This is a genomic window from Streptomyces sp. NPDC007971 (assembly GCF_042958635.1).
In the GTDB taxonomy this organism is placed as follows: Bacteria; Actinomycetota; Actinomycetes; order Streptomycetales; family Streptomycetaceae; genus Streptomyces.
The window spans coordinates 160,680-179,478 of record NZ_JBIBJK010000018.1; the positions used below are offsets into that span (position 1 = coordinate 160,680).

Below are 18,799 nucleotides of genomic sequence, written 5' to 3' on the forward strand. Positions count from 1 at the left end.
CCGCTCCTCGCCCCTGGCTGCCCCCTGACAGTCCCTGGCCGTCCTCCCAGGTGGTCCTAGGCGTCGGCCGGGAGCGGGTCCGGAATGCCGACCGGCTGGATCAGCCAGCCGAAGTCGCCGAGGCCGCCCGGGGATGTGAGTTCGGCGGCCTCGCCGGCGCTCGCGAGGGCGCGTACATAGGCAGCGGGGTCCGTGGAGGCCAGCGCGAGCGGGGGGCGCGCGCCCGTGAGGTCGAGGGCTTGGAGGGCGGCTCGCTGCGTGAGCAGTCGTGCGGTGGCGAGCGTGCGCCCCGACCCGGGAGCCGTGCGCCCCGAGCCGCGGGCCGCAGGCCCCGTGTCCGAGGGGGTGCACGTCGTGTTCGCGGGAATGTCTGCAGTGTTCGCGCGGGTGTCCGCCGTGTTCGCGCGGGTGTCCGCCGTGTTCGCGCGGGTGTCCGCCGTGTTCGCGGGGGTGGCCGCCGGGCCTGAAGGGGCGTGCGCCGTGCAGGCGGCCGCGCACGCGTCCAGTGCGACGTGTGCCGTGATGTCGCACGACCCGTCCGGTACGGGCGCCGTCTCGCGTCCCTCCCGGAAGCCGGTGAGCGTCCCGAACGGCGGGCGTGCGTCCACCGTGTGCGCGTAGTCCACGGCCACCGCGAGCCCCCGCGTCACCCGGCCCACCGCCGCAGCCCAGGCGAGGTCCCTGGGCAGCCCGATCTCCGCGCGAAGCCCCTCCTCGGCGGGCAGCGGCCACCACCGCGCGAGCCAGCCCGCCTCAGCGCCCGACACGGGCTCCCCGAGCCGTTCGGTGCCGTCCGCCGCGACGAGCACCAGCCGGGGCACCCCGGCGGCGTCCACCTCGGCGACGTCCACGGGCACGTTGTCCAGCCACTCGTTGGCGAACAGCAGCCCGGTGACCTCCTGCGGGGGTTCTCCCAGCCAGACGATCCGGTCGTCCAGGCCCGCCGGACGGCCGGCCAGCTCGACGGCGTACCCGCGCGCCCGGGCGGCCACCTCGGCCGGCAGCGCCGCGAGCACGCCGGCGACCAGCTCACCGCGCCCGGCGCCCAGGTCCACGAAGTCGAGCCTCCGCGGCCGCCCGAGCGCCTCGTCGACCCGGCACAGCAGCCGGGCGACGGCCTGCGCGAAGAGCGGGGAGGCGTGCACGGACGTACGGAAGTGCCCGGCAGGGCCCTCGGGCCGCAGGTAGAAGCCGCCCGGGCCGTACAGGGCCTCCTCGGTCGCCGCCCGCCAGCCGTGTCGCTCGCCGTGGCTCTGAGCCCTCGCACCATCCGTCACCCGGACAGACTAGGCGCACAGGTGATCACTGCCTCCACCTTGCGGAGTACGTGTCCCGGGCAGGGATCGGTCCTCCGGTTGACCCCTGCACGCACCTCGTTTCCCTACTCTGGGTTACGTGCAGCGCCTCTATGACTTTCTCCGCAGGCACCCGACGTGGGTCGACACCTTCTGGGCCGTCGTCCTCTTCGGGCTCTCCGGTGTGAGCGTGGTGAGTCTGCACAGGGTGCCCGGCCACCACATGCCGATCGGCGGGGGGCTGGCGGTCTCCGCGGTCCTGAGCGTCGTCGTCGCGCTGCGCCGCCGCTTCCCGGAGCCGATGCTGCTGCTGGCCCTGGCGACCGGTCTGTTCCAGCTCGTCCTGAACATCGAGTCGACCGTCGCCGACTTCGCCATGCTGGTGATCACCTACACGGTCGCCATGATCGGCGCGCGCTGGGCCTCACGGCTGGCGCTCGCGGTGAGCCTCGGTGCGGCGGCCCTGGCGCAGCTGCGCTGGCCGGAACAGCAGACGACCGTTCTGGGCCATGTGGCGCTGGCGGTGTTCCAGACGGTGCCCTTCGCCCTCGCCTGGGTGCTCGGCGACTCCATGCGCACCCGGCGCGCCTACTTCGCGCAGCTGGAGGAGCGCGCCGCCCGGCTGGAGAAGGAGCGCGAGGCGCAGGCCAAGGTGGCGGTCGCCGCCGAGCGCGCCCGGATCGCGCGCGAGCTGCACGACGTCGTCGCACACAACGTGTCGGTGATGGTCGTGCAGGCCGACGGCGCCGCCTACGTGCTCGACGCCGCCCCCGACCAGGCGAAGAAGGCCCTGGAGACGATCTCCTCCACCGGCCGGCAGGCCCTCGCCGAGATGCGCCGCCTGCTCGGCGTCCTGCGCACCGGCGAGCACGAGGAGGGCGGGGAGTACGTCCCCCAGCCGGACGTCGAGCAGATCGACGAGCTGATCGAGCAGTGCCGCAGCTCCGGCCTGCCCGTCGACTTCAAGGTCGAGGGCACCCCGCGCCCGCTGCCCAGCGGCGTGGAGCTGACCGCGTACCGCATCGTGCAGGAGGCCCTCACCAACACCCGCAAGCACGGCGGGCCCAACACGGGCGCGAGCGTGCGGCTGGTCTACTTCGACGACGGGCTCGGCCTGCTCGTCGAGGACGACGGCAAGGGTGCCCCGCACGAGCTGTACGAGGAGGGCGGCGCCGACGGCCAGGGGCACGGCCTGATCGGCATGCGCGAGCGGGTCGGCATGGTGGGCGGCACCCTGGACGCCGGGCCGCGCCCGGGCGGAGGATTCCGCATCAGTGTGCTGCTCCCGCTCAAACCAGCGCACTGACGCGGTCGTGCGCCCCCTGTTGACACCTGTAACACCCCCGGCTCCGCCCACCCGAACGAAAGAGACCCGATGACGATCCGCGTGATGCTCGTCGACGACCAGGTGCTGCTGCGCACCGGATTCCGGATGGTGCTCGCCGCCCAGCCGGACATGGAGGTCGTCGCGGAGGCGGGCGACGGCGTCGAGGCCCTCCAGGTGCTGCGCGCCACCGCTGTCGACGTCGTCCTGATGGACGTCCGCATGCCGAAGCTGGACGGCGTGGAGACCACGCGGCGGATCTGCTCGGAGTCCAACCCCCCGAAGGTGCTGATCCTGACCACCTTCGACCTGGACGAGTACGCCTTCTCCGGGCTGAAGGCGGGCGCCTCCGGCTTCATGCTCAAGGACGTGCCGCCCGGCGAGCTGCTGGCCGCCATCCGCGCCGTGCACAGCGGGGACGCGGTCGTGGCCCCGTCCACCACCCGGCGCCTGCTGGACCGGTTCGCGCCGATGCTGCCCTCCGGCACCAAGGAGCCCCAGCACAAGGAGCTGGAGCGGCTCACCGACCGGGAGCGCGAGGTCATGGTGCTGGTCGCGCAGGGGCTGTCCAACGGCGAGATCGCGGCCCGGCTGGTGCTGTCCGAGGCCACCGTGAAGACCCACGTGGGCCGCATCCTGACCAAGCTCGGCCTCAGGGACCGGGTGCAGGTGGTGGTGCTGGCCTACGAGACCGGTCTGGTGCGCGCGGGCGGCCTCGGCTGACGGCCACCGGACACCCCCCTCCAGGGAACCGGCACAACCCCGTCCAGGAAACCGACGGCTACCGGAGGATCCCCTCCAGGAAGTCGCTGCCGAGCCGGGCGACGACGGTGACGTCCAGCTGGTGCAGGACGTACCGGCCGCGCCGGCGCGTGGTGAGCAGCCCCGCCTTCTTCAGCACGCCCAGGTGCCGGGATATCTCGGGAGCCGTCATCCCGTGGATCTGTGCCAGCTCGCTGGTGGTGTAGGCGCTGCGCGCCAGATGGCGGCACAGCCGCATCCGCACCGGGTGGGACAGGGCGGTCATCCGCAGGGCGAGCTGCTCCACCGAGGGCGGGGCCGCCAGCTCGGGTGAGCCGACCGGATAGTGCAGCACCGGCTGCCAGCCGTACCGGTGCAGGACGCTCAGATGCGGCCAGCCCAGGCTCGTCGGGACGAGCAGAAGACCGCCGTCCGCGGTGGCCGAGTGGCCGATGCCCAGTTTGTCGACGGTGATCAGGGCGCCCTCTTCGTCGAGCGCGACCGTGGGGGACACCGCGGCCAGTGCCTCCGCCAGGCCCCTGCGCCTCAGGAGGTCCGTCTTGTGGCGGGCGTCCGCCGCGAGCTGGTGGCGCAGCCTGGACCAGGTCTCCGCGAAGAACGCTTCGTCGCAGTCCTGCAGGAACTGCCGCAGCCAGTCCCGGATCCTCGGCGGATCGGCCAGCAGCCGCTCGGTGAACCGCACCTGCCGGGGCCCGCGCGAGGCGGCCAGCTCCAGCGCCCGCCGCCGCACGGCGGCATCGGTGAGCGCGGACGGCCCGCGCGACCAGTACGGCGCCGCGCAGGTGAACTCCATGGCCGCGTCCACGAACTGCTCGTCCGTCAGCTTGTCGATGAGGTCCAGGTCCTCGGCGAGGGTGGCACCGGGCAGCGTGCTCAGGCCCTCGATGCCGGCGAACGGCAGGAACAGGTCCGAGAACGTCGAGCGCCACAGGAAGTCCGCCTCGCACATCCGGTCGGCCAGGTGCGGGTCCAGCCGGGCGGTCACGCCGGTCACCCACCCCTGCAGGCCCGGGTGATGGCCCGGCTCCGACAACGCGTGCAGCGCCATGCCCAGTTCGCCCAGCGGCGAGGGGACGACGGCGACCCTCTCCGGACGCAGCCCCGTGATGTCGATGCGCACGCTCATGACCCCATGGTGCCCGCCGCCACCGACAACCGGATCCTCGATTGACGGCGGACGTCAATCGGCGCGACTTTCCCGCCCCGACCCGCGCAACCTGGGCCCACCGGGGCAGCCGCGGAGCCCGATCAGCCACCGGCCGGCCGGTGATCAGTCCACGTCCCGAGAAGGCGGTCCGCCATGAGCGTCACCCAGCAGTACCTCCTCGACACCTTCCGCGCCCGTCAGCACGGCGAGCCCGACCCGCCCCCGCCGGGCCGTCACGACCTCGGCGTGGTGCGCGCCCTGCGCGACCACCGGCGCTTCCTGGCCGTCGTCGCCGAGCGCCCGGCGCGCGGGTGGCTGCGCCACGCCCTGAGGCGCCGGCCGCGCCCGCGCGCCCTCGGCTAGACCACAGCCGGGCCCTGTCCGCGCGCCCCTGGACCAGCCCTGGACCAGCCCAGGACCAGGCCTTGTCCGCCAGGCCCTGTCCGCGCGCCCCGGCCAGACCGTGTCCGCGCGCCTTCGCCAGGCCCCTCGGTAGGGCTCTTCGGCCAGACCGCGGCCAGACCGCGGCCTGGCCGCGGCTAGGCCTTGTCCGGCAGACGGTCCACGAAGTCCCGGACGGCCGCGCGGACGTCGTCGGCCGTCCATTCGAGGCCCGCGGCACGGATGACGACCTCCGTGACCGCGATGCCGGGCCCCACGCCGTCCCAGGCGTTCGCGAAGAGCATGACCGAGGTCTCCTCGGCCTGGCGCACGGCCGCCTCGGCGACCACGTCCGGCTCGTACGGCAGCCAGACCTGGAACTCCTGCGTGTGCGGCCGCTCCGGGTGGACGCGGGACCAGGGCACTCCCGCCGCCGCGAAGCCCTCGCGCAGCGCGGCGGCCACCACGCGCGCGTGACGTACGTATTCGGGCAGCCGGGGCAGCTCATGCTCCAGGCCGATGAGCGCGGACAGGGCGGTCGGGAACTGCTGGAAGATCATGCCGCCGTACCGGTGCCGCCAGCTCTTCGCCTCCTCCACCAGCGTCCTCGGGCCGGCGAGCGCGGCGCCGCCGAAGCCGCCGAGGGACTTGTAGAACGAGACGTAGACGCTGTCGGCCAGAGCGGCGATCTCCTCCAGGGGACGCCCGAAATGGTCCGTGCACTCCCACAGGCGGGCACCGTCGAAGTGCACCACCGCGTCGCGCTCCCGCGCCGCCTCGACGACCTCGGTCAGCTCCTCCCAGGTGGGCAGCACGAAACCGGCGTCCCGGAGGGGAAGTTCCAGCATCAAGGCCCCGAAGGGTTCGTCGAACGCGCGGATCTCGGCAGCCGTGGGCAGCTGGGGCCCACTGCCCACCCGGACCGGGCGCAGGCCGCTGACCTGGCTGAACGCATGCCGTTCATACATCTCGGGGTGGGCCAGGGCGTGCAGGGCCACCGCCGGGTTTCCCGTGCGGGCCGCCCAGCAGCGCAGGGCCACCTGCTGGGCCATCGTGCCCGTCGGGAAGAACGCGGCGGCCTCCGTGCCGAGCAGCGCGGCGACCCGTTCCTCCACGGCGGCCACGATCCGGTTGCCGTAGACGTCGGCGGGCTCGTCCAGGTCGTACACCCCCGAACCCGCCTCGTTCAGATACGCCAGACGTTCGCGGATCGTCGATCCCCAGCCGGCGCGGGACAGCGTGCGCTGCGCCTGCCGGTGGGCGGCCGCGCGCCGCTCCCGCAACTGCTCCTGCGCCGATGGTTCCTCGCCCTGTTCGGAGCCCCGCCCGGCTCGTTCCTCGCCCCGCTCAGTGCCCCGCTCGGCTCGTTCCTCGCCCTGTTCACTGCTCTGTGCAGCCGTGTCCGTCATGCTGCGGATCATGCCGTGCCGGCCGGTGGGGGGCACCGGGATTTCCCGAGGGGGCCACGGTCCGCGAACGTGGGGTAACCCACAGCCTGTGGACAACCCATTGGTGTCCGACCGGATAGCGTTAACATGACGAGAAATCGTCCGGTACCCAGAGCGGACTGGAACGGGAAGGCCGCCGTCGCGTGAGTACAGTCCACCAGCCAGACCTCAAGGACCGCCCCGCGCGGCTCACCGTCGGCGTCGTCGGCGCCGGCCGGGTGGGCCCCGCCCTGGCCGCGTCCCTGCAGCTCGCCGGGCACCGCCCGGTGGCCGTCTCCGGAGTCTCCGACGCCTCCCGCAGGCGCGCCGAGACGATGCTCCCCGACGTCCCGCTGGTGCCGCCGGCCGAGGTCCTCGAACGCGCCGACCTCGTCCTGCTCACGGTCCCGGACGACGCCCTGCCCGGCCTGGTCGCCGGCCTCGCCGAGACCGGTGCCGTACGACCGGGACAGCTGCTCGTGCACACCTCCGGGCGGTACGGCGCGAAGGTGCTGGACCCCGCCCTGCGCGCGGGCGCGCTGCCGCTGGCCCTGCACCCGGCGATGACCTTCACCGGCACCCCCGTGGACGTCCAGCGCCTGGCGGGCTGCTCCTTCGGCGTCACCGCGCCCGAGGAGCTGCGACTCGCGGCCGAGGCCCTGGTCATCGAGATGGGCGGCGAGCCCGAGTGGATCAGCGAGGAGAACCGTCCGCTCTACCACGCGGCTCTCGCCCTCGGCGCCAACCACCTGGTGACCCTGGTCGCCCAGTCCATGGAGCTGCTGCGCACGGCCGGCGTCGAGGCCCCCGACCGGATGCTCGGCCCGCTGCTCGGCGCGGCCCTGGACAACGCCCTGCGCTCCGGGGACGCCGCGCTCACCGGCCCCGTCGCGCGCGGGGACGCCGGCACGGTCGCCGCGCACGTCGCCCAGCTGCGCGAGCACGCCCCGCAGACCGTCGCGGGCTACCTGGCGATGGCCCGCGCGACCGCCGACCGGGCCCTCGCGCACGGCCTGCTGAAGCCGGAACTCGCCGAGGACCTGCTCGGTGTGCTGGCCGACGGATCCAACGGCACCAACGGCACGAACGGCACCGAGGGGAACGCCTGATGACCACCGCCCTGCTGAGCACCGCCGACGAACTGCACGCGCGCGTGCGCACCGGCCGCCGCGCCGTCGTGATGACCATGGGCGCCCTGCACGAGGGCCACGCCACGCTGATCCGCACCGCGCGCGAGATCGCCGGCCCGGGCGGCGAGGTCGTCGTCACCGTCTTCGTCAATCCGCTCCAGTTCGGCGCGGGCGAGGACCTGGACCGCTACCCGCGCACCCTCGAGGCCGACCTGAAGCTCGCCGAGCAGGCGGGCGCCGACGCCGTGTTCGCACCCTCCGTCGACGAGGTGTACCCGGGCGGCGAGCCCCAGGTGCGCATCTCCGCGGGCCCCATGGGCGAGCGCCTGGAAGGCGCCTCGCGGCCCGGCCACTTCGACGGCGTGCTCACCGTCGTCGCCAAGCTGCTGCACCTCACCCGCCCCGACATGGCCCTGTTCGGCCAGAAGGACGCCCAGCAGCTGGCCCTGATCCGGCGCATGGTGCGGGACCTGAACTTCGGCGTCGAGATCGTCGCCGTACCGACCGTGCGCGAGGAGGACGGGCTCGCCCTGTCCAGCCGCAACCGCTACCTCTCGCCCGACGAGCGCCGCACCGCGCTCACCCTGTCCCACGCCCTGTTCACCGGCCGCGACCGGCACGCCGCGCAGGAGGCGCTGCGCGCGCGGGCCCTCGAAGTGCCCACCACGCACGCGCGTGCCGAGGCGCTGAGCGCCATAGGGGAGTCCCGCGCGGCGGCCGACGCGCACGCCGTGGCCACGGCCGCGCCCGGCGGCCCGGCGGCCGTCCGGGCGGCCGCCCGCCAGGCTCTCGACGAGGGCGCCCGGCTCGACCCGCCGCTGCAGCTGGACTACCTCGCCCTGGTCGACCCGTCCGACTTCAGCGAGATCGGCGACGGCTTCACCGGTGAGGCCGTCCTCGCGGTCGCCGCCCGGGTCGGCACCACCCGGCTGATCGACAACCTCCCTCTCACCTTCGGATCCCTCGGAGCCGCCTCGTGACCAGCACAGGCATACGACTGCACGCACCCGCCCCCGGGTGGTCCATCTCGGCGGACGTGGTCATCGTCGGTTCCGGGGTGGCCGGCCTGACCGCCGCCCTGCGCTGCCAGGCGGCGGGCCTGACGACGGTCGTGGTCACCAAGGCCCGCCTCGACGACGGCTCCACCCGCTGGGCGCAGGGCGGCGTCGCGGCCGCCCTGGGCGAGGGTGACACCCCCGAGCAGCACCTTGAGGACACCCTGGTGGCGGGCGCGGGCCTGTGCGACGAGGAGGCCGTGCGGATCCTCGTCACCGAGGGCCCCGACGCCGTGCGGCGGCTGATCAACACCGGCGCCCACTTCGACACCGACGACGAGGGCGACATCCAGCTCACCCGCGAGGGCGGCCACCACCGGCGCCGTATCGTCCACGCGGGCGGGGACGCGACCGGCGCGGAGATCTCCCGGGCGCTCGTGGAGGCCGTACGCGCGCGCGGGCTGCGCACGATCGAGAACGCGCTCGTGCTCGACCTGCTCACCGACGCCGACGGCCGCACGGCGGGCGTCACCCTGCACGTGATGGGCGAGGGCCAGCACGACGGTGTGGGCGCCGTGCACGCCCCCGCGGTCGTCCTCGCCACCGGCGGCATGGGCCAGGTGTTCTCCGCGACCACCAACCCGTCGGTGTCCACCGGCGACGGCGTGGCGCTGGCGCTGCGCGCGGGCGCCGAGATCAGCGACCTGGAGTTCGTGCAGTTCCACCCGACCGTGCTGTTCCTCGGCGCGGACGCCGAGGGGCAGCAGCCGCTGGTCTCCGAGGCGGTGCGCGGCGAGGGCGCCCACCTGGTCGACGGGGACGGCGTGCGCTTCATGGTCGGGCAGCACGAGCTGGCCGAGCTGGCGCCCCGCGACATCGTCGCCAAGGGCATCATGCGGCGGATGCAGGAGCAGGGCGCCGAGCACATGTTCCTCGACGCCCGGCACTTCGGCGCCGACATGTGGGAGCACCGCTTCCCGACCATCCTGGCCGCCTGCCGCGCCAACGGCATCGACCCGGTCACCGACCCCATCCCGATCGCCCCGGCCGCCCACCACGCCTCCGGAGGCGTACGCACCGACGCCCGGGGGCGTACGACCGTCCCCGGCCTGTACGCGTGCGGCGAGGTCGCCTGCACCGGCGTGCACGGCGCGAACCGGCTCGCCTCCAACTCCCTTCTCGAAGGCCTCGTCTACGCCGAGCGCATCGCCGCCGACATCGCCTCGGCCCACGCCGGAGACGGCCTCCACGCGCGCGTGCCCGAGCCGGTCCCGCACCCCGAGAAGCCCGCCCACCCGCTGCTCGCCCCCGAGAGCCGCTTCGCCATCCAGCGGATCATGACCGAGGGCGCGGGCGTGCTCCGTTCGGCGGGGGCCCTGGAGACGGCCGCGGACCAGCTCCAGCGGCTGCACAGCGAGGCACGCGACGCCCTGGAGGAGAACGGCAAGACCGCCGAGCCCGGTGTCGACACCTGGGAGGCCACCAACCTCCTGTGCGTGGCCCGCGTCCTGGTCGCCGCCGCCCGGCTGCGCGAGGAGACCCGCGGCTGCCACTGGCGCGAGGACCGCGCCGAGCGCGACGACACGCAGTGGCGGCGCCACATCGTGGTACGGCTCAATCCGGACCGGTCCCTGGCCGTCCGCACCACGGACACCGCAGACTTCCCCCCGACCCGGCAGACCCAGCGCCCCCAGGAGCAGTGAACACGTGAGCACCGACGACCTTCCCCTCGCCCCGAACGGCGGCTGCGGTGACGGCTGCGCCTGCGGCGCGGAGGGCGACGAGGAGTACCTGGAGAGCGGGCTCGACCCCGCGCTCGCCGAGCTGCTGGCCGCTGCCGGGCTCGACCCCATCGAGGTCGAGGACGTCGCGAACGTCGCCATCCAGGAGGACCTGGACGGCGGCGTGGACGTGACGACCGTCTCGACCATTTCCGAGGACGCCGTGGCCACCGGCGACTTCACCGCGCGCGAGGCCGGTGTGGTCGCGGGCCTCAGGGTCGCCGAGGCCGTGCTCTCCGTGGTCTGCACGGACGAGTTCGAGGTCGAGCGGCACGTCGGGGACGGCGACCGCGTCGAGGCCGGACAGAAGCTGCTGTCGGTCACCACGCGCACGCGTGACCTGCTCACCGGCGAGCGCAGCGCCCTCAACCTCCTGTGCAGGCTGTCCGGGATCGCGACCGCCACGCGTGCGTGGTCGGACGTGCTGGAGGGCACCAAGACACGCGTGCGCGACACCCGCAAGACCACGCCGGGGCTGCGCTCGCTGGAGAAGTTCGCGGTCCGCTGCGGCGGGGGCGTCAACCACCGCATGTCGCTCTCCGACGCCGCCCTGGTGAAGGACAACCACGTGGTCGCCGCGGGCGGCGTCGCGCAGGCCTTCAAGGCCGTACGGGACACCTTCCCGGAGGTGCCGATCGAGGTCGAGGTCGACACCCTGCACCAGCTGCGCGAGGTCGTCGACGCGGGCGCCGACCTGATCCTCCTGGACAACTTCACCCCCGGGGAGTGCGCGGAGGCCGTCGGGATCGTCGGCGGACGAGCCCTGCTGGAGGCCTCCGGGCGGCTCACGCTCGACACCGCGCGCGCGTACGCCGAGACCGGCGTGGACTTCCTCGCCGTCGGCGCGCTCACCCACTCCTCGCCGATCCTCGACATCGGCCTGGACCTGCGCGAGGCGGAGTAACGGCCATGCTGCTCACGATCGACGTCGGTAACACGCACACCGTGCTCGGCCTGTTCGACGGCGAGGACATCGTCGAGCACTGGCGCATCTCCACGGACGCGCGCCGCACGGCCGACGAACTGGCGGTGCTGCTGCAGGGCCTGATGGGCATGCACCCGCTGCTCGGCGAGGAGCTGGGCGACGGCATCGACGGCATCGCGATCTGCGCCACCGTGCCGTCGGTCCTCCACGAGCTGCGCGAGGTCACCCGCAGGTACTACGGCGACGTGCCCGCGGTGCTGGTCGAGCCGGGCGTGAAGACGGGCGTGCCGATCCTCACCGACAACCCCAAGGAGGTCGGCGCGGACCGGATCATCAACGCGGTGGCCGCCGTCGAGATGTACGGCGGCCCGGCGATCGTCGTCGACTTCGGTACGGCGACGACGTTCGACGCGGTCTCCGCACGCGGTGAGTACGTCGGCGGGGTGATCGCGCCCGGTATCGAGATCTCCGTGGAGGCGCTCGGCGTCAGGGGCGCGCAGCTGCGCAAGATCGAGGTCGCCCGGCCGCGCAGCGTGATCGGCAAGAACACGGTCGAGGCCATGCAGGCGGGCATCGTGTACGGCTTCGCCGGGCAGGTCGACGGAGTGGTGAGCCGGATGGCCCGGGAGCTGGCCGACGATCCCGACGACGTCACGGTGATCGCCACGGGCGGCCTCGCCCCGATGGTGCTGGGGGAGTCCTCGGTGATCGACGAGCACCAGCCGTGGCTGACCCTGATCGGCCTGCGCCTGGTGTACGAGCGCAACGTGTCGCGCCTGTGACGGCAAGCGTGCCGCCCCGGTGACGGGAGAGCGTGTCGCGTCGGTGCGGAGCAACGTGTCGCGTCGGTGACGAGACCGGCAGGAGGCCGGCGCCCGTGGGGGCGCCGGTTTTCGCCGTCCCCGCGCGCGTGACCCCGGCCGAGGGAAACCCGGTAACGACACGCGGCGACACAACAGTGCCATTCGTCGCTTTTGTCCGATTAGCGGTAGCGTCGCCGCATGCCCACGCCATACGGATCCCGCGGCGGCATGGCGTTCGGCGCGGAGGAGCTGCGTGTGCTCCGCCGCGCCCTCGCCCTCGCCCTTCACCCCGGCCGAGCGTCCACCGAGGACGTCAAGGACTGCTTCCGCCTCGCCGAGTCCCTCGACGAGGCGATGCGCGAGGGGGCCCGGCTGCGCGCCTTCCTGGTGGCCGATCTCGGCCGGTACCGCGCCGCCCTGCCGGGAACCGCCGCCGACTACCTCGCGCTCCTGGAGGAGGTGCTGGGCGCCGGGTACCGGCCCGTGCCGGACGACCTCGCCGCGCTGCGGGCACTGCGCGGGAATCCCACGGCGGCCCGTCTGCTCGACCGCTGCCAGGCGCTGGCCGAGCGGGACGTACGGACGCGCTTCGCCCAGGGCGCGCGCAGGGTCCCCGCTCCCGCCGTACCGCCCTCCAGAACGCGCCTGATGGCCCTCCCGGGCCGCGCGGAGGGCGCCGCGGCCCTCATGGCCGAGGGCCCGGAGGAACCCGCCCGGAATCCGGCACAGGACCCCGCGAGCAAGCCCGCCCCGAAACCCGGACGGTCCCCTTCCGACCCGGACGGCCGGCCTGCCACGGAGCCGGCGGCTCCCAAACGCCCCATCCCCACCCCCGGCGAGGTCTTCCCGCCCCGCAGGAGGCCCGCTCCACCGGCCGGCCCCCCGGAGACACGGCAATTGGCCGCCGGCTGAGCGGTCCGCCGGGCCGAGACCGTCCGCGCGCGGCCAAGACGGCCGAGACGTCCGCGCGCGGCCAAGACGGCAGGCGCGACGCGGACAGCGTTGCGACCGGACGGCGTGGTGGCGTCGCGGCGTCGTGGTCGGGCGGCGTGGACCGCCGGGCGTCGTCCCAGGCCGGGGCTCCCGCTGTGCGCCCGGCGCCCCGGTTGGCCCACCCCGCCCCATTCGCCCGGACCTCCGTGGCTACCCTGGTGCCATGGACTACGTCTCCGCGCTCGTGCCGCCGGTCGTCATGGCCGTGTTCTTCATCGGTCTGGTCAGGGTGATCGTGAAGACCCAGGGCGGGGCCGCCAAGGCCAAGGAGGACGCGGCCGTCGACGCCGCCCTCGCGCGCGCGGACAGCGTGCGCAAGGCCCCGGCCGGCCACGACGCCTGAGCCGGAACCCCTCACCGGCCGGGCACCCGGCAGGGCGTACGACTCCCCGCACTGCGGTGCGTTCCGAGTCGCACGCCCTTTTTGTTCACGTTTGTAGCCCGAGTGCACGTCCGGCACGCCATTGTCGGGATCTCCCACTATTGTTCTGAGCTGTGCCACGCCCATTGGGAGAACTCGAAGACGCGGTCATGACGCGGGTCTGGAAGTGGAACCGCCCGGTGACCGTTCGAGAAGTCCTGGAAGACCTCCAGCAGGAACGGTCCATCGCGTACACCACCGTGATGACCGTTTTGGACAATCTCCATCAGAAGGGCTGGGTCCGCCGTGAGGCGGAAGGGCGCGCCTATCGATATGAGGCCGTCTCGACGCGAGCCGCGTACGCCGCCGCCCTGATGAACGACGCCTGGTCGCAGAGTGACAACCCGGCAGCCGCTCTCGTCGCCTTCTTCGGGATGATGAGCGAGGAACAGCGTCAGGCCCTCCGGGACGCCGTACGCATCGTCCAGGGGCCGGAAACGCAGGAAGCCGCTCGAGCTCCGCAAGAGGAAGCCGCTCAAGCTCCCCAGGAGGAGAACCCCGGCTCGGCCGGGGACGCCGGCGGGCGATAGCGTCCGCCCATGTCAGCAGAGCGCCCCGAAGTCAGCGCAAAAGCCATCACCGTCCGGCGGGCCCGGACCAGCGATGTCCCGGCGGTGCGCCGGCTCCTCGACGCCTACGCCCGCGACCGCATCCTGCTCGACAAAGCCACGGTCACCCTTTACGAGGACATCCAGGAGTTCTGGGTCGCGGAACGCGACGACAACGCCGAGGTGGTCGGCTGCGGCGCGCTGCACGTCATGTGGGAAGACCTCGCGGAAGTCCGCACTCTCGCGGTGAAGCCAGGCCTCAAGGGCGCCGGCGTCGGTCACCAGTTGCTGGAGAAGTTGGTGGAGACGGCGCGCTGGCTCGGCGTTCGGCGCGTTTTCTGCCTCACCTTCGAAGTGGACTTCTTCGGGAAGCACGGCTTCGTGGAGATCGGTGAGACACCGGTCGACACCGATGTGTACGCGGAGCTGTTGCGTTCCTATGACGAGGGCGTAGCGGAGTTCCTCGGTCTCGAACGAGTGAAACCGAACACCTTGGGCAACAGCCGGATGCTTCTGCATCTGTGATCGTCATTGCCCCGGTTCCCTATGTCCGAAACGCGCATGTTTCCCGGCCGCGGTGGGTCCCTGGATCTCCCTCAGGGGTTTGTGTTTTTCCGGCAAAAGCGGTTTGCTTTCCGACGTACTGCAGTACTGCATATAACAGGGGCGGCGAAACGGCGGACGCCACACACCCCCTGCCCTGACGTTATCGATGAAAGGAAATCCGGTGGCACAGAAGGTTCAGGTCCTTCTTGTCGACGACCTCGACGGCGGCGAGGCGGACGAGACCGTCACGTTCGCGTTGGACGGCAAGACGTACGAGATCGATCTCACGACCGCCAATGCGGACAAGCTGCGTGGCCTTCTCGAGGCCTATGTGAAGGGTGGTCGTCGCACCGGAGGCCGTGCTTCGGGCGGACGCGGAAAGGCGCGTGCGGCTTCCGGCGGCAGCCAGGACACCGCGGCGATCCGCGCCTGGGCGAAGGAGAACGGATACGAGGTCAACGACCGCGGCCGTGTTCCGGCGTCCATTCGCGAGGCCTACGAGAAGGCCAACGGCTGATTTCTCCGGCAGGTGAGCGAGGGGGCGCTCGCGCGCCGCAGCCGGACGCGGTGGCACTGCGCTGCCACCGTGTCCACCACTCGCACCAGATCGGGGGCGTCCCCCAGGCCCCCCATGGCCGGCAGTGCCGGCAGCGAGGCCTCGACCTCGCACCCCGGTGCAGGGGGCCGCAGCCACACGGCGGCCCCCTGAACGTCGTCGGCGCCGACCCGCCCGGGCAGCAGCGGCGCCTCCGTCAGGCCGCCCGCGCCCAGGGCGCGCAGATCGAGGGCCAGCGCGTCCCACTCCAGCCACTCCAGCACCTGAGGCAGCTCCTCCGCGCTGCCCGCGGCCACCAGCAGCCGCATCCGGTCGCCCCACCGGGCCACCGGAGAGTCCGGTGCGAGATGCCTGAGCGCCGCGGCGCCCGCCTCCGCCGGCACGTCCAGCACGTCGAACCGGACCCCCGTGACAAGCCGCAGCGGCCGTCCGGGCACGGTCGGCCACCCCAGATCGTTCTCGTACCAGTGCCGGACCCGGGCATCGGGCTCGGGCCGTCCGCACGGGCCGGCCGGGAGACCGGGCGCCCCCGGATCGACGGGGCGGCGTGGAAGGGGGACCGTGGAGGTTGAGGAGGTTGTGGAGGTCGTGCAGACCGAGCCAGCCATGCCACGTGCAACCGCCGAAGCGGGCCGCGAGTTACGCTGGGTGTTCTGTCAAACGCACAGAGTGCCCAAGAGGGGGGCGCGCGGGGACCCGTGGAGGCGCAAGGTTGTTCGCCCATAGCGGAGGGAACCGGTGCGCGCGGCATGGAGTGTCAGTCCCCGCGGGTAAGACATGCCTAGTGGGAGGGGGCGACGCGCAGGACGGGACGTCTCACGTTCGCCATCGGCGTAGTGGCGAGTGGGGTAACTGCCTGGCCTGCGGGAACATCGTCTCGCACCATCGGGTTGGAGCAGATGTCGGCGTTCGGGGTCAGGAGGCCAAGGACGGTGTCGGCAGTTGGAATGAGCGGTCCCCGCTTGCGGGACTAAGCTGCGGAAGGACAGGGAGGGGAAGTTCCCCCCACTGCCTGACCGCTCTGAGGAGCGATTAACGATGTTCGAGAGGTTCACCGACCGCGCGCGGCGGGTTGTCGTCCTGGCTCAGGAAGAAGCCCGGATGCTCAACCACAACTACATCGGCACCGAGCACATCCTCCTGGGTCTCATCCACGAGGGCGAAGGTGTCGCCGCTAAGGCCCTGGAGAGCCTCGGCATTTCGCTTGAGGCGGTCCGCCAGCAGGTGGAGGAGATCATCGGTCAGGGCCAGCAGGCCCCGTCCGGGCACATCCCCTTCACCCCCCGTGCCAAGAAGGTCCTGGAGCTGTCGCTCCGCGAGGCCCTTCAGCTGGGCCACAACTACATCGGCACGGAGCACATCCTGCTCGGCCTGATCCGTGAGGGCGAGGGCGTCGCCGCCCAGGTCCTGGTCAAGCTGGGCGCCGATCTCAACCGGGTGCGGCAGCAGGTCATCCAGCTGCTCTCCGGTTACCAGCAGGGCAAGGAGGCCGCCACCGCCGGTGGTCCCGCCGAGGGCACCCCCTCGACGTCCCTGGTCCTCGACCAGTTCGGCCGGAACCTCACCCAGGCCGCTCGTGAGTCCAAGCTCGACCCCGTCATCGGGCGCGAGAAGGAGATCGAGCGGGTCATGCAGGTGCTGTCCCGCCGTACCAAGAACAACCCGGTGCTGATCGGTGAGCCCGGCGTCGGCAAGACCGCCGTCGTCGAGGGCCTCGCCCAGGCCATCGTCAAGGGCGAGGTGCCCGAGACCCTCAAGGACAAGCACCTCTACACGCTGGACCTCGGCGCCCTGGTCGCCGGCTCCCGCTACCGGGGTGACTTCGAGGAGCGCCTGAAGAAGGTCCTCAAGGAGATCCGCACCCGCGGCGACATCATCCTGTTCATCGACGAGCTGCACACGCTGGTCGGTGCGGGTGCCGCCGAGGGCGCCATCGACGCCGCCTCGATCCTGAAGCCGATGCTCGCCCGCGGTGAGCTGCAGACCATCGGTGCGACCACGCTGGACGAGTACCGCAAGCACCTGGAGAAGGACGCGGCCCTGGAGCGCCGCTTCCAGCCCATCCAGGTCGCCGAGCCGTCGCTGCCGCACACGATCGAGATCCTCAAGGGTCTGCGCGACCGGTACGAGGCCCACCACCGGGTCTCCATCACGGACGAGGCCCTGGTCCAGGCCGCCACCCTGGCCGACCGCTACATCTCGGACCGCTTCCTGCCGGACAAGGCCATCGACCTGATCGACGAGGCCGGTTCCCGGATGCGCATCCGCCGGATGACCGCGCCGCCGGACCTGCGCGAGTTCGACGAGAAGATCGCCGCCGTCCGCCGGGACAAGGAGTCCGCGATCGACTCGCAGGACTTCGAGAAGGCCGCCTCCCTGCGCGACAAGGAGAAGCAGCTCCTGGCCGCCAAGGCCAAGCGGGAGAAGGAGTGGAAGGCCGGCGACATGGACGTCGTCGCCGAGGTCGACGGCGAGCTGATCGCCGAGGTCCTCGCCACGGCCACCGGCATCCCGGTCTTCAAGCTGACCGAGGAGGAGTCCAGCCGACTGCTCCGCATGGAGGACGAGCTCCACAAGCGGGTCATCGGCCAGGTGGACGCCGTCAAGGCGCTGTCGAAGGCGATCCGCCGTACACGTGCCGGGCTCAAGGACCCGAAGCGTCCGGGTGGTTCGTTCATCTTCGCCGGTCCGTCCGGTGTCGGTAAGACCGAGCTGTCCAAGGCGCTCGCCGAGTTCCTCTTCGGCGACGAGGACGCGCTGATCTCCCTCGACATGTCGGAGTTCAGCGAGAAGCACACGGTCTCGCGTCTCTTCGGTTCGCCCCCCGGCTACGTGGGCTACGAAGAGGGCGGCCAGCTGACGGAGAAGGTGCGGCGCAAGCCGTTCTCGGTGGTCCTCTTCGACGAGGTCGAGAAGGCGCACCCGGACATCTTCAACTCGCTGCTGCAGATCCTGGAGGACGGTCGTCTGACCGACTCCCAGGGCCGGGTCGTGGACTTCAAGAACACGGTCATCATCATGACGACCAACCTCGGCACCCGGGACATCTCCAAGGGCTTCAACCTGGGCTTCGCCGCCTCCGGCGACACGAAGACCAACTACGAGCGCATGAAGAACAAGGTGTCGGACGAGCTGAAGCAGCACTTCCGCCCCGAGTTCCTCAACCGCGTCGACGACGTGGTCGTCTTCCCGCAGCTGACGCAGGAGGACATCCTGCGGATCGTCGACCTGATGATCAGCAAGGTGGACGAGCGCCTGAAGGACCGGGACATGGGCATCGAGCTCTCCCAGTCCGCCAAGGAGCTGCTGGCCAAGAAGGGTTACGACCCGGTGCTGGGCGCGCGTCCGCTGCGTCGCACGATCCAGCGCGAGATCGAGGACACCCTCTCGGAGAAGATCCTCTTCGGCGAGCTGCGCCCCGGCCACATCGTGGTCGTGGACACCGAGGGCGAGGGCGAGTCGCAGACCTTCACCTTCCGGGGTGAGGAGAAGTCGGCGCTGCCGGACGTCCCGCCGATCGAGCAGGCGGCCGGCGGAGCCGGACCGAACCTGAGCAAGGACGCATAGGCGTCGCGGCCGAGAGGCCGAGCGGCAAGGGGCCGGTGCCTTCGGGCACCGGCCCCTTGCCGTGTTGTTCCCCGGTGAGTTCCGCACCGGGGAGGAGCGCCTCGGGCCGGGAGTCCGGCACGGCATGTCCCAGGCGGTGGCAGTTCGACAACCGCCTGCCGCCTGCCGCCTGCCGCCTGCCGCGGCACGCCGGCCTGC

18 protein-coding genes are annotated in these 18,799 nt (G+C 72.2%); 14 read left to right on the forward strand and 4 right to left on the reverse strand.

Translation table 11 applies throughout. The annotated features are described in order from the left end of the window. Positions 1-56 precede the first annotated feature (56 nt). On the reverse strand, positions 57-1,277 hold the full coding sequence (locus tag ACFZCP_RS32830; RefSeq protein ID WP_391434409.1) for an SAM-dependent methyltransferase: 1,221 nt from the start codon (positions 1,275-1,277) through the stop codon (positions 57-59). Between the two features lie 118 nt (positions 1,278-1,395). Here ACFZCP_RS32830 and ACFZCP_RS32835 point away from each other — a divergent pair, with 118 nt between their 5' ends. Further along, a complete protein-coding gene (locus ACFZCP_RS32835) occupies positions 1,396-2,601 on the forward strand; it encodes a histidine kinase (RefSeq protein WP_391434413.1) in 1,206 nt (401 codons plus the stop codon). Positions 2,602-2,670: 69 nt separating this feature from the next. Further along, entirely contained in the window at positions 2,671-3,342 is a 672-nt protein-coding gene (locus tag ACFZCP_RS32840; protein ID WP_391434416.1) for a response regulator, read from the forward strand. A 58-nt stretch (positions 3,343-3,400) separates the two neighbouring features. Here ACFZCP_RS32840 and ACFZCP_RS32845 read toward each other — a convergent pair whose 3' ends face one another. Next, on the reverse strand, positions 3,401-4,507 hold the full coding sequence (locus ACFZCP_RS32845) for a DUF5937 family protein (protein WP_391434419.1): 1,107 nt from the start codon (positions 4,505-4,507) through the stop codon (positions 3,401-3,403). A 174-nt stretch (positions 4,508-4,681) separates the two neighbouring features. On the opposite strand from ACFZCP_RS32845, the gene ACFZCP_RS32850 reads away from it, so the two are divergent. Next, positions 4,682-4,891 (forward strand): hypothetical protein, encoded by a 210-nt coding sequence (locus tag ACFZCP_RS32850; RefSeq protein WP_362692624.1) that lies wholly within the window; start codon positions 4,682-4,684, stop codon positions 4,889-4,891. A 176-nt stretch (positions 4,892-5,067) separates the two neighbouring features. Here the strand turns inward: ACFZCP_RS32850 and ACFZCP_RS32855 are convergent, their stop codons facing one another. Next, entirely contained in the window at positions 5,068-6,318 is a 1,251-nt protein-coding gene (locus tag ACFZCP_RS32855) for a beta-eliminating lyase-related protein (protein ID WP_391434423.1), read from the reverse strand. Between the two features lie 182 nt (positions 6,319-6,500). On the opposite strand from ACFZCP_RS32855, the gene ACFZCP_RS32860 reads away from it, so the two are divergent. From ACFZCP_RS32860 to ACFZCP_RS32905, 10 genes are all read left to right on the forward strand, one after another. Then, positions 6,501-7,445: a DUF2520 domain-containing protein gene (locus ACFZCP_RS32860; RefSeq protein ID WP_362692618.1), complete on the forward strand. Its 945-nt coding sequence runs from the start codon at positions 6,501-6,503 to the stop codon at positions 7,443-7,445. Continuing rightward, a complete protein-coding gene (panC, locus tag ACFZCP_RS32865) occupies positions 7,445-8,446 on the forward strand; it encodes a pantoate--beta-alanine ligase (protein WP_391434427.1) in 1,002 nt (333 codons plus the stop codon). Before ACFZCP_RS32860 ends, panC begins: the two co-directional genes overlap by 1 nt. Further along, positions 8,443-10,164: an L-aspartate oxidase gene (locus ACFZCP_RS32870; protein ID WP_391434432.1), complete on the forward strand. Its 1,722-nt coding sequence runs from the start codon at positions 8,443-8,445 to the stop codon at positions 10,162-10,164. The genes panC and ACFZCP_RS32870 overlap by 4 nt, the downstream gene beginning before the upstream one ends. A gap of 4 nt (positions 10,165-10,168) precedes the next feature. Next, positions 10,169-11,146, forward strand: a complete 978-nt coding sequence (nadC, locus tag ACFZCP_RS32875) for a carboxylating nicotinate-nucleotide diphosphorylase (RefSeq protein WP_391434434.1) — start codon at positions 10,169-10,171, stop codon at positions 11,144-11,146. A gap of 5 nt (positions 11,147-11,151) precedes the next feature. Then, a complete protein-coding gene (locus ACFZCP_RS32880) occupies positions 11,152-11,949 on the forward strand; it encodes a type III pantothenate kinase (protein WP_391434439.1) in 798 nt (265 codons plus the stop codon). A 249-nt stretch (positions 11,950-12,198) separates the two neighbouring features. Next, a complete protein-coding gene (locus ACFZCP_RS32885) occupies positions 12,199-12,882 on the forward strand; it encodes a hypothetical protein (RefSeq protein ID WP_391434561.1) in 684 nt (227 codons plus the stop codon). Positions 12,883-13,126: 244 nt separating this feature from the next. Next, the gene (locus ACFZCP_RS32890) at positions 13,127-13,306 is read left to right on the forward strand and encodes a hypothetical protein (RefSeq protein ID WP_362692601.1); all 180 of its coding nucleotides are present in this window, start codon (positions 13,127-13,129) and stop codon (positions 13,304-13,306) included. Between the two features lie 164 nt (positions 13,307-13,470). Further along, a complete protein-coding gene (locus ACFZCP_RS32895) occupies positions 13,471-13,914 on the forward strand; it encodes a BlaI/MecI/CopY family transcriptional regulator (protein WP_391434563.1) in 444 nt (147 codons plus the stop codon). 9 nt (positions 13,915-13,923) lie between these two features. Beyond that, positions 13,924-14,457 carry an amino-acid N-acetyltransferase gene (locus tag ACFZCP_RS32900; RefSeq protein ID WP_362692595.1) on the forward strand — a complete coding sequence of 178 codons (534 nt, stop codon included), beginning with the start codon at positions 13,924-13,926 and terminating at the stop codon, positions 14,455-14,457. Positions 14,458-14,659: 202 nt separating this feature from the next. Next, on the forward strand, positions 14,660-14,995 hold the full coding sequence (locus tag ACFZCP_RS32905; protein ID WP_361124829.1) for an Lsr2 family protein: 336 nt from the start codon (positions 14,660-14,662) through the stop codon (positions 14,993-14,995). On the opposite strand, the gene ACFZCP_RS32910 is transcribed toward ACFZCP_RS32905, so the two are convergent. Continuing rightward, a complete protein-coding gene (locus ACFZCP_RS32910; RefSeq protein WP_391434444.1) occupies positions 14,974-15,642 on the reverse strand; it encodes an SCO3374 family protein in 669 nt (222 codons plus the stop codon). The genes ACFZCP_RS32905 and ACFZCP_RS32910 overlap by 22 nt on opposite strands. A 430-nt stretch (positions 15,643-16,072) precedes the next feature. Between ACFZCP_RS32910 and ACFZCP_RS32915 the strand changes: the two genes are divergently transcribed. After that, entirely contained in the window at positions 16,073-18,601 is a 2,529-nt protein-coding gene (locus tag ACFZCP_RS32915) for an AAA family ATPase (RefSeq protein WP_391434447.1), read from the forward strand. Positions 18,602-18,799: the final 198 nt, after the last annotated feature.

Coding starts and splice junctions, on each gene's coding strand:
- ACFZCP_RS32840 (WP_391434416.1), top strand. CDS start 2,671: ATGACGATCCGCGTGATGCTCGTCGACGACCAGGTGCTGCTGCGCACC.
- ACFZCP_RS32845 (WP_391434419.1), bottom strand. CDS start 4,507: ATGAGCGTGCGCATCGACATCACGGGGCTGCGTCCGGAGAGGGTCGCC.
- ACFZCP_RS32850 (WP_362692624.1), top strand. CDS start 4,682: ATGAGCGTCACCCAGCAGTACCTCCTCGACACCTTCCGCGCCCGTCAG.
- ACFZCP_RS32855 (WP_391434423.1), bottom strand. CDS start 6,318: ATGACGGACACGGCTGCACAGAGCAGTGAACAGGGCGAGGAACGAGCC.
- panC (WP_391434427.1), top strand. CDS start 7,445: ATGACCACCGCCCTGCTGAGCACCGCCGACGAACTGCACGCGCGCGTG.
- ACFZCP_RS32880 (WP_391434439.1), top strand. CDS start 11,152: ATGCTGCTCACGATCGACGTCGGTAACACGCACACCGTGCTCGGCCTG.
- ACFZCP_RS32885 (WP_391434561.1), top strand. CDS start 12,199: ATGGCGTTCGGCGCGGAGGAGCTGCGTGTGCTCCGCCGCGCCCTCGCC.
- ACFZCP_RS32890 (WP_362692601.1), top strand. CDS start 13,127: ATGGACTACGTCTCCGCGCTCGTGCCGCCGGTCGTCATGGCCGTGTTC.
- ACFZCP_RS32900 (WP_362692595.1), top strand. CDS start 13,924: ATGTCAGCAGAGCGCCCCGAAGTCAGCGCAAAAGCCATCACCGTCCGG.
- ACFZCP_RS32910 (WP_391434444.1), bottom strand. CDS start 15,642: ATGGCTGGCTCGGTCTGCACGACCTCCACAACCTCCTCAACCTCCACG.
- ACFZCP_RS32915 (WP_391434447.1), top strand. CDS start 16,073: ATGTTCGAGAGGTTCACCGACCGCGCGCGGCGGGTTGTCGTCCTGGCT.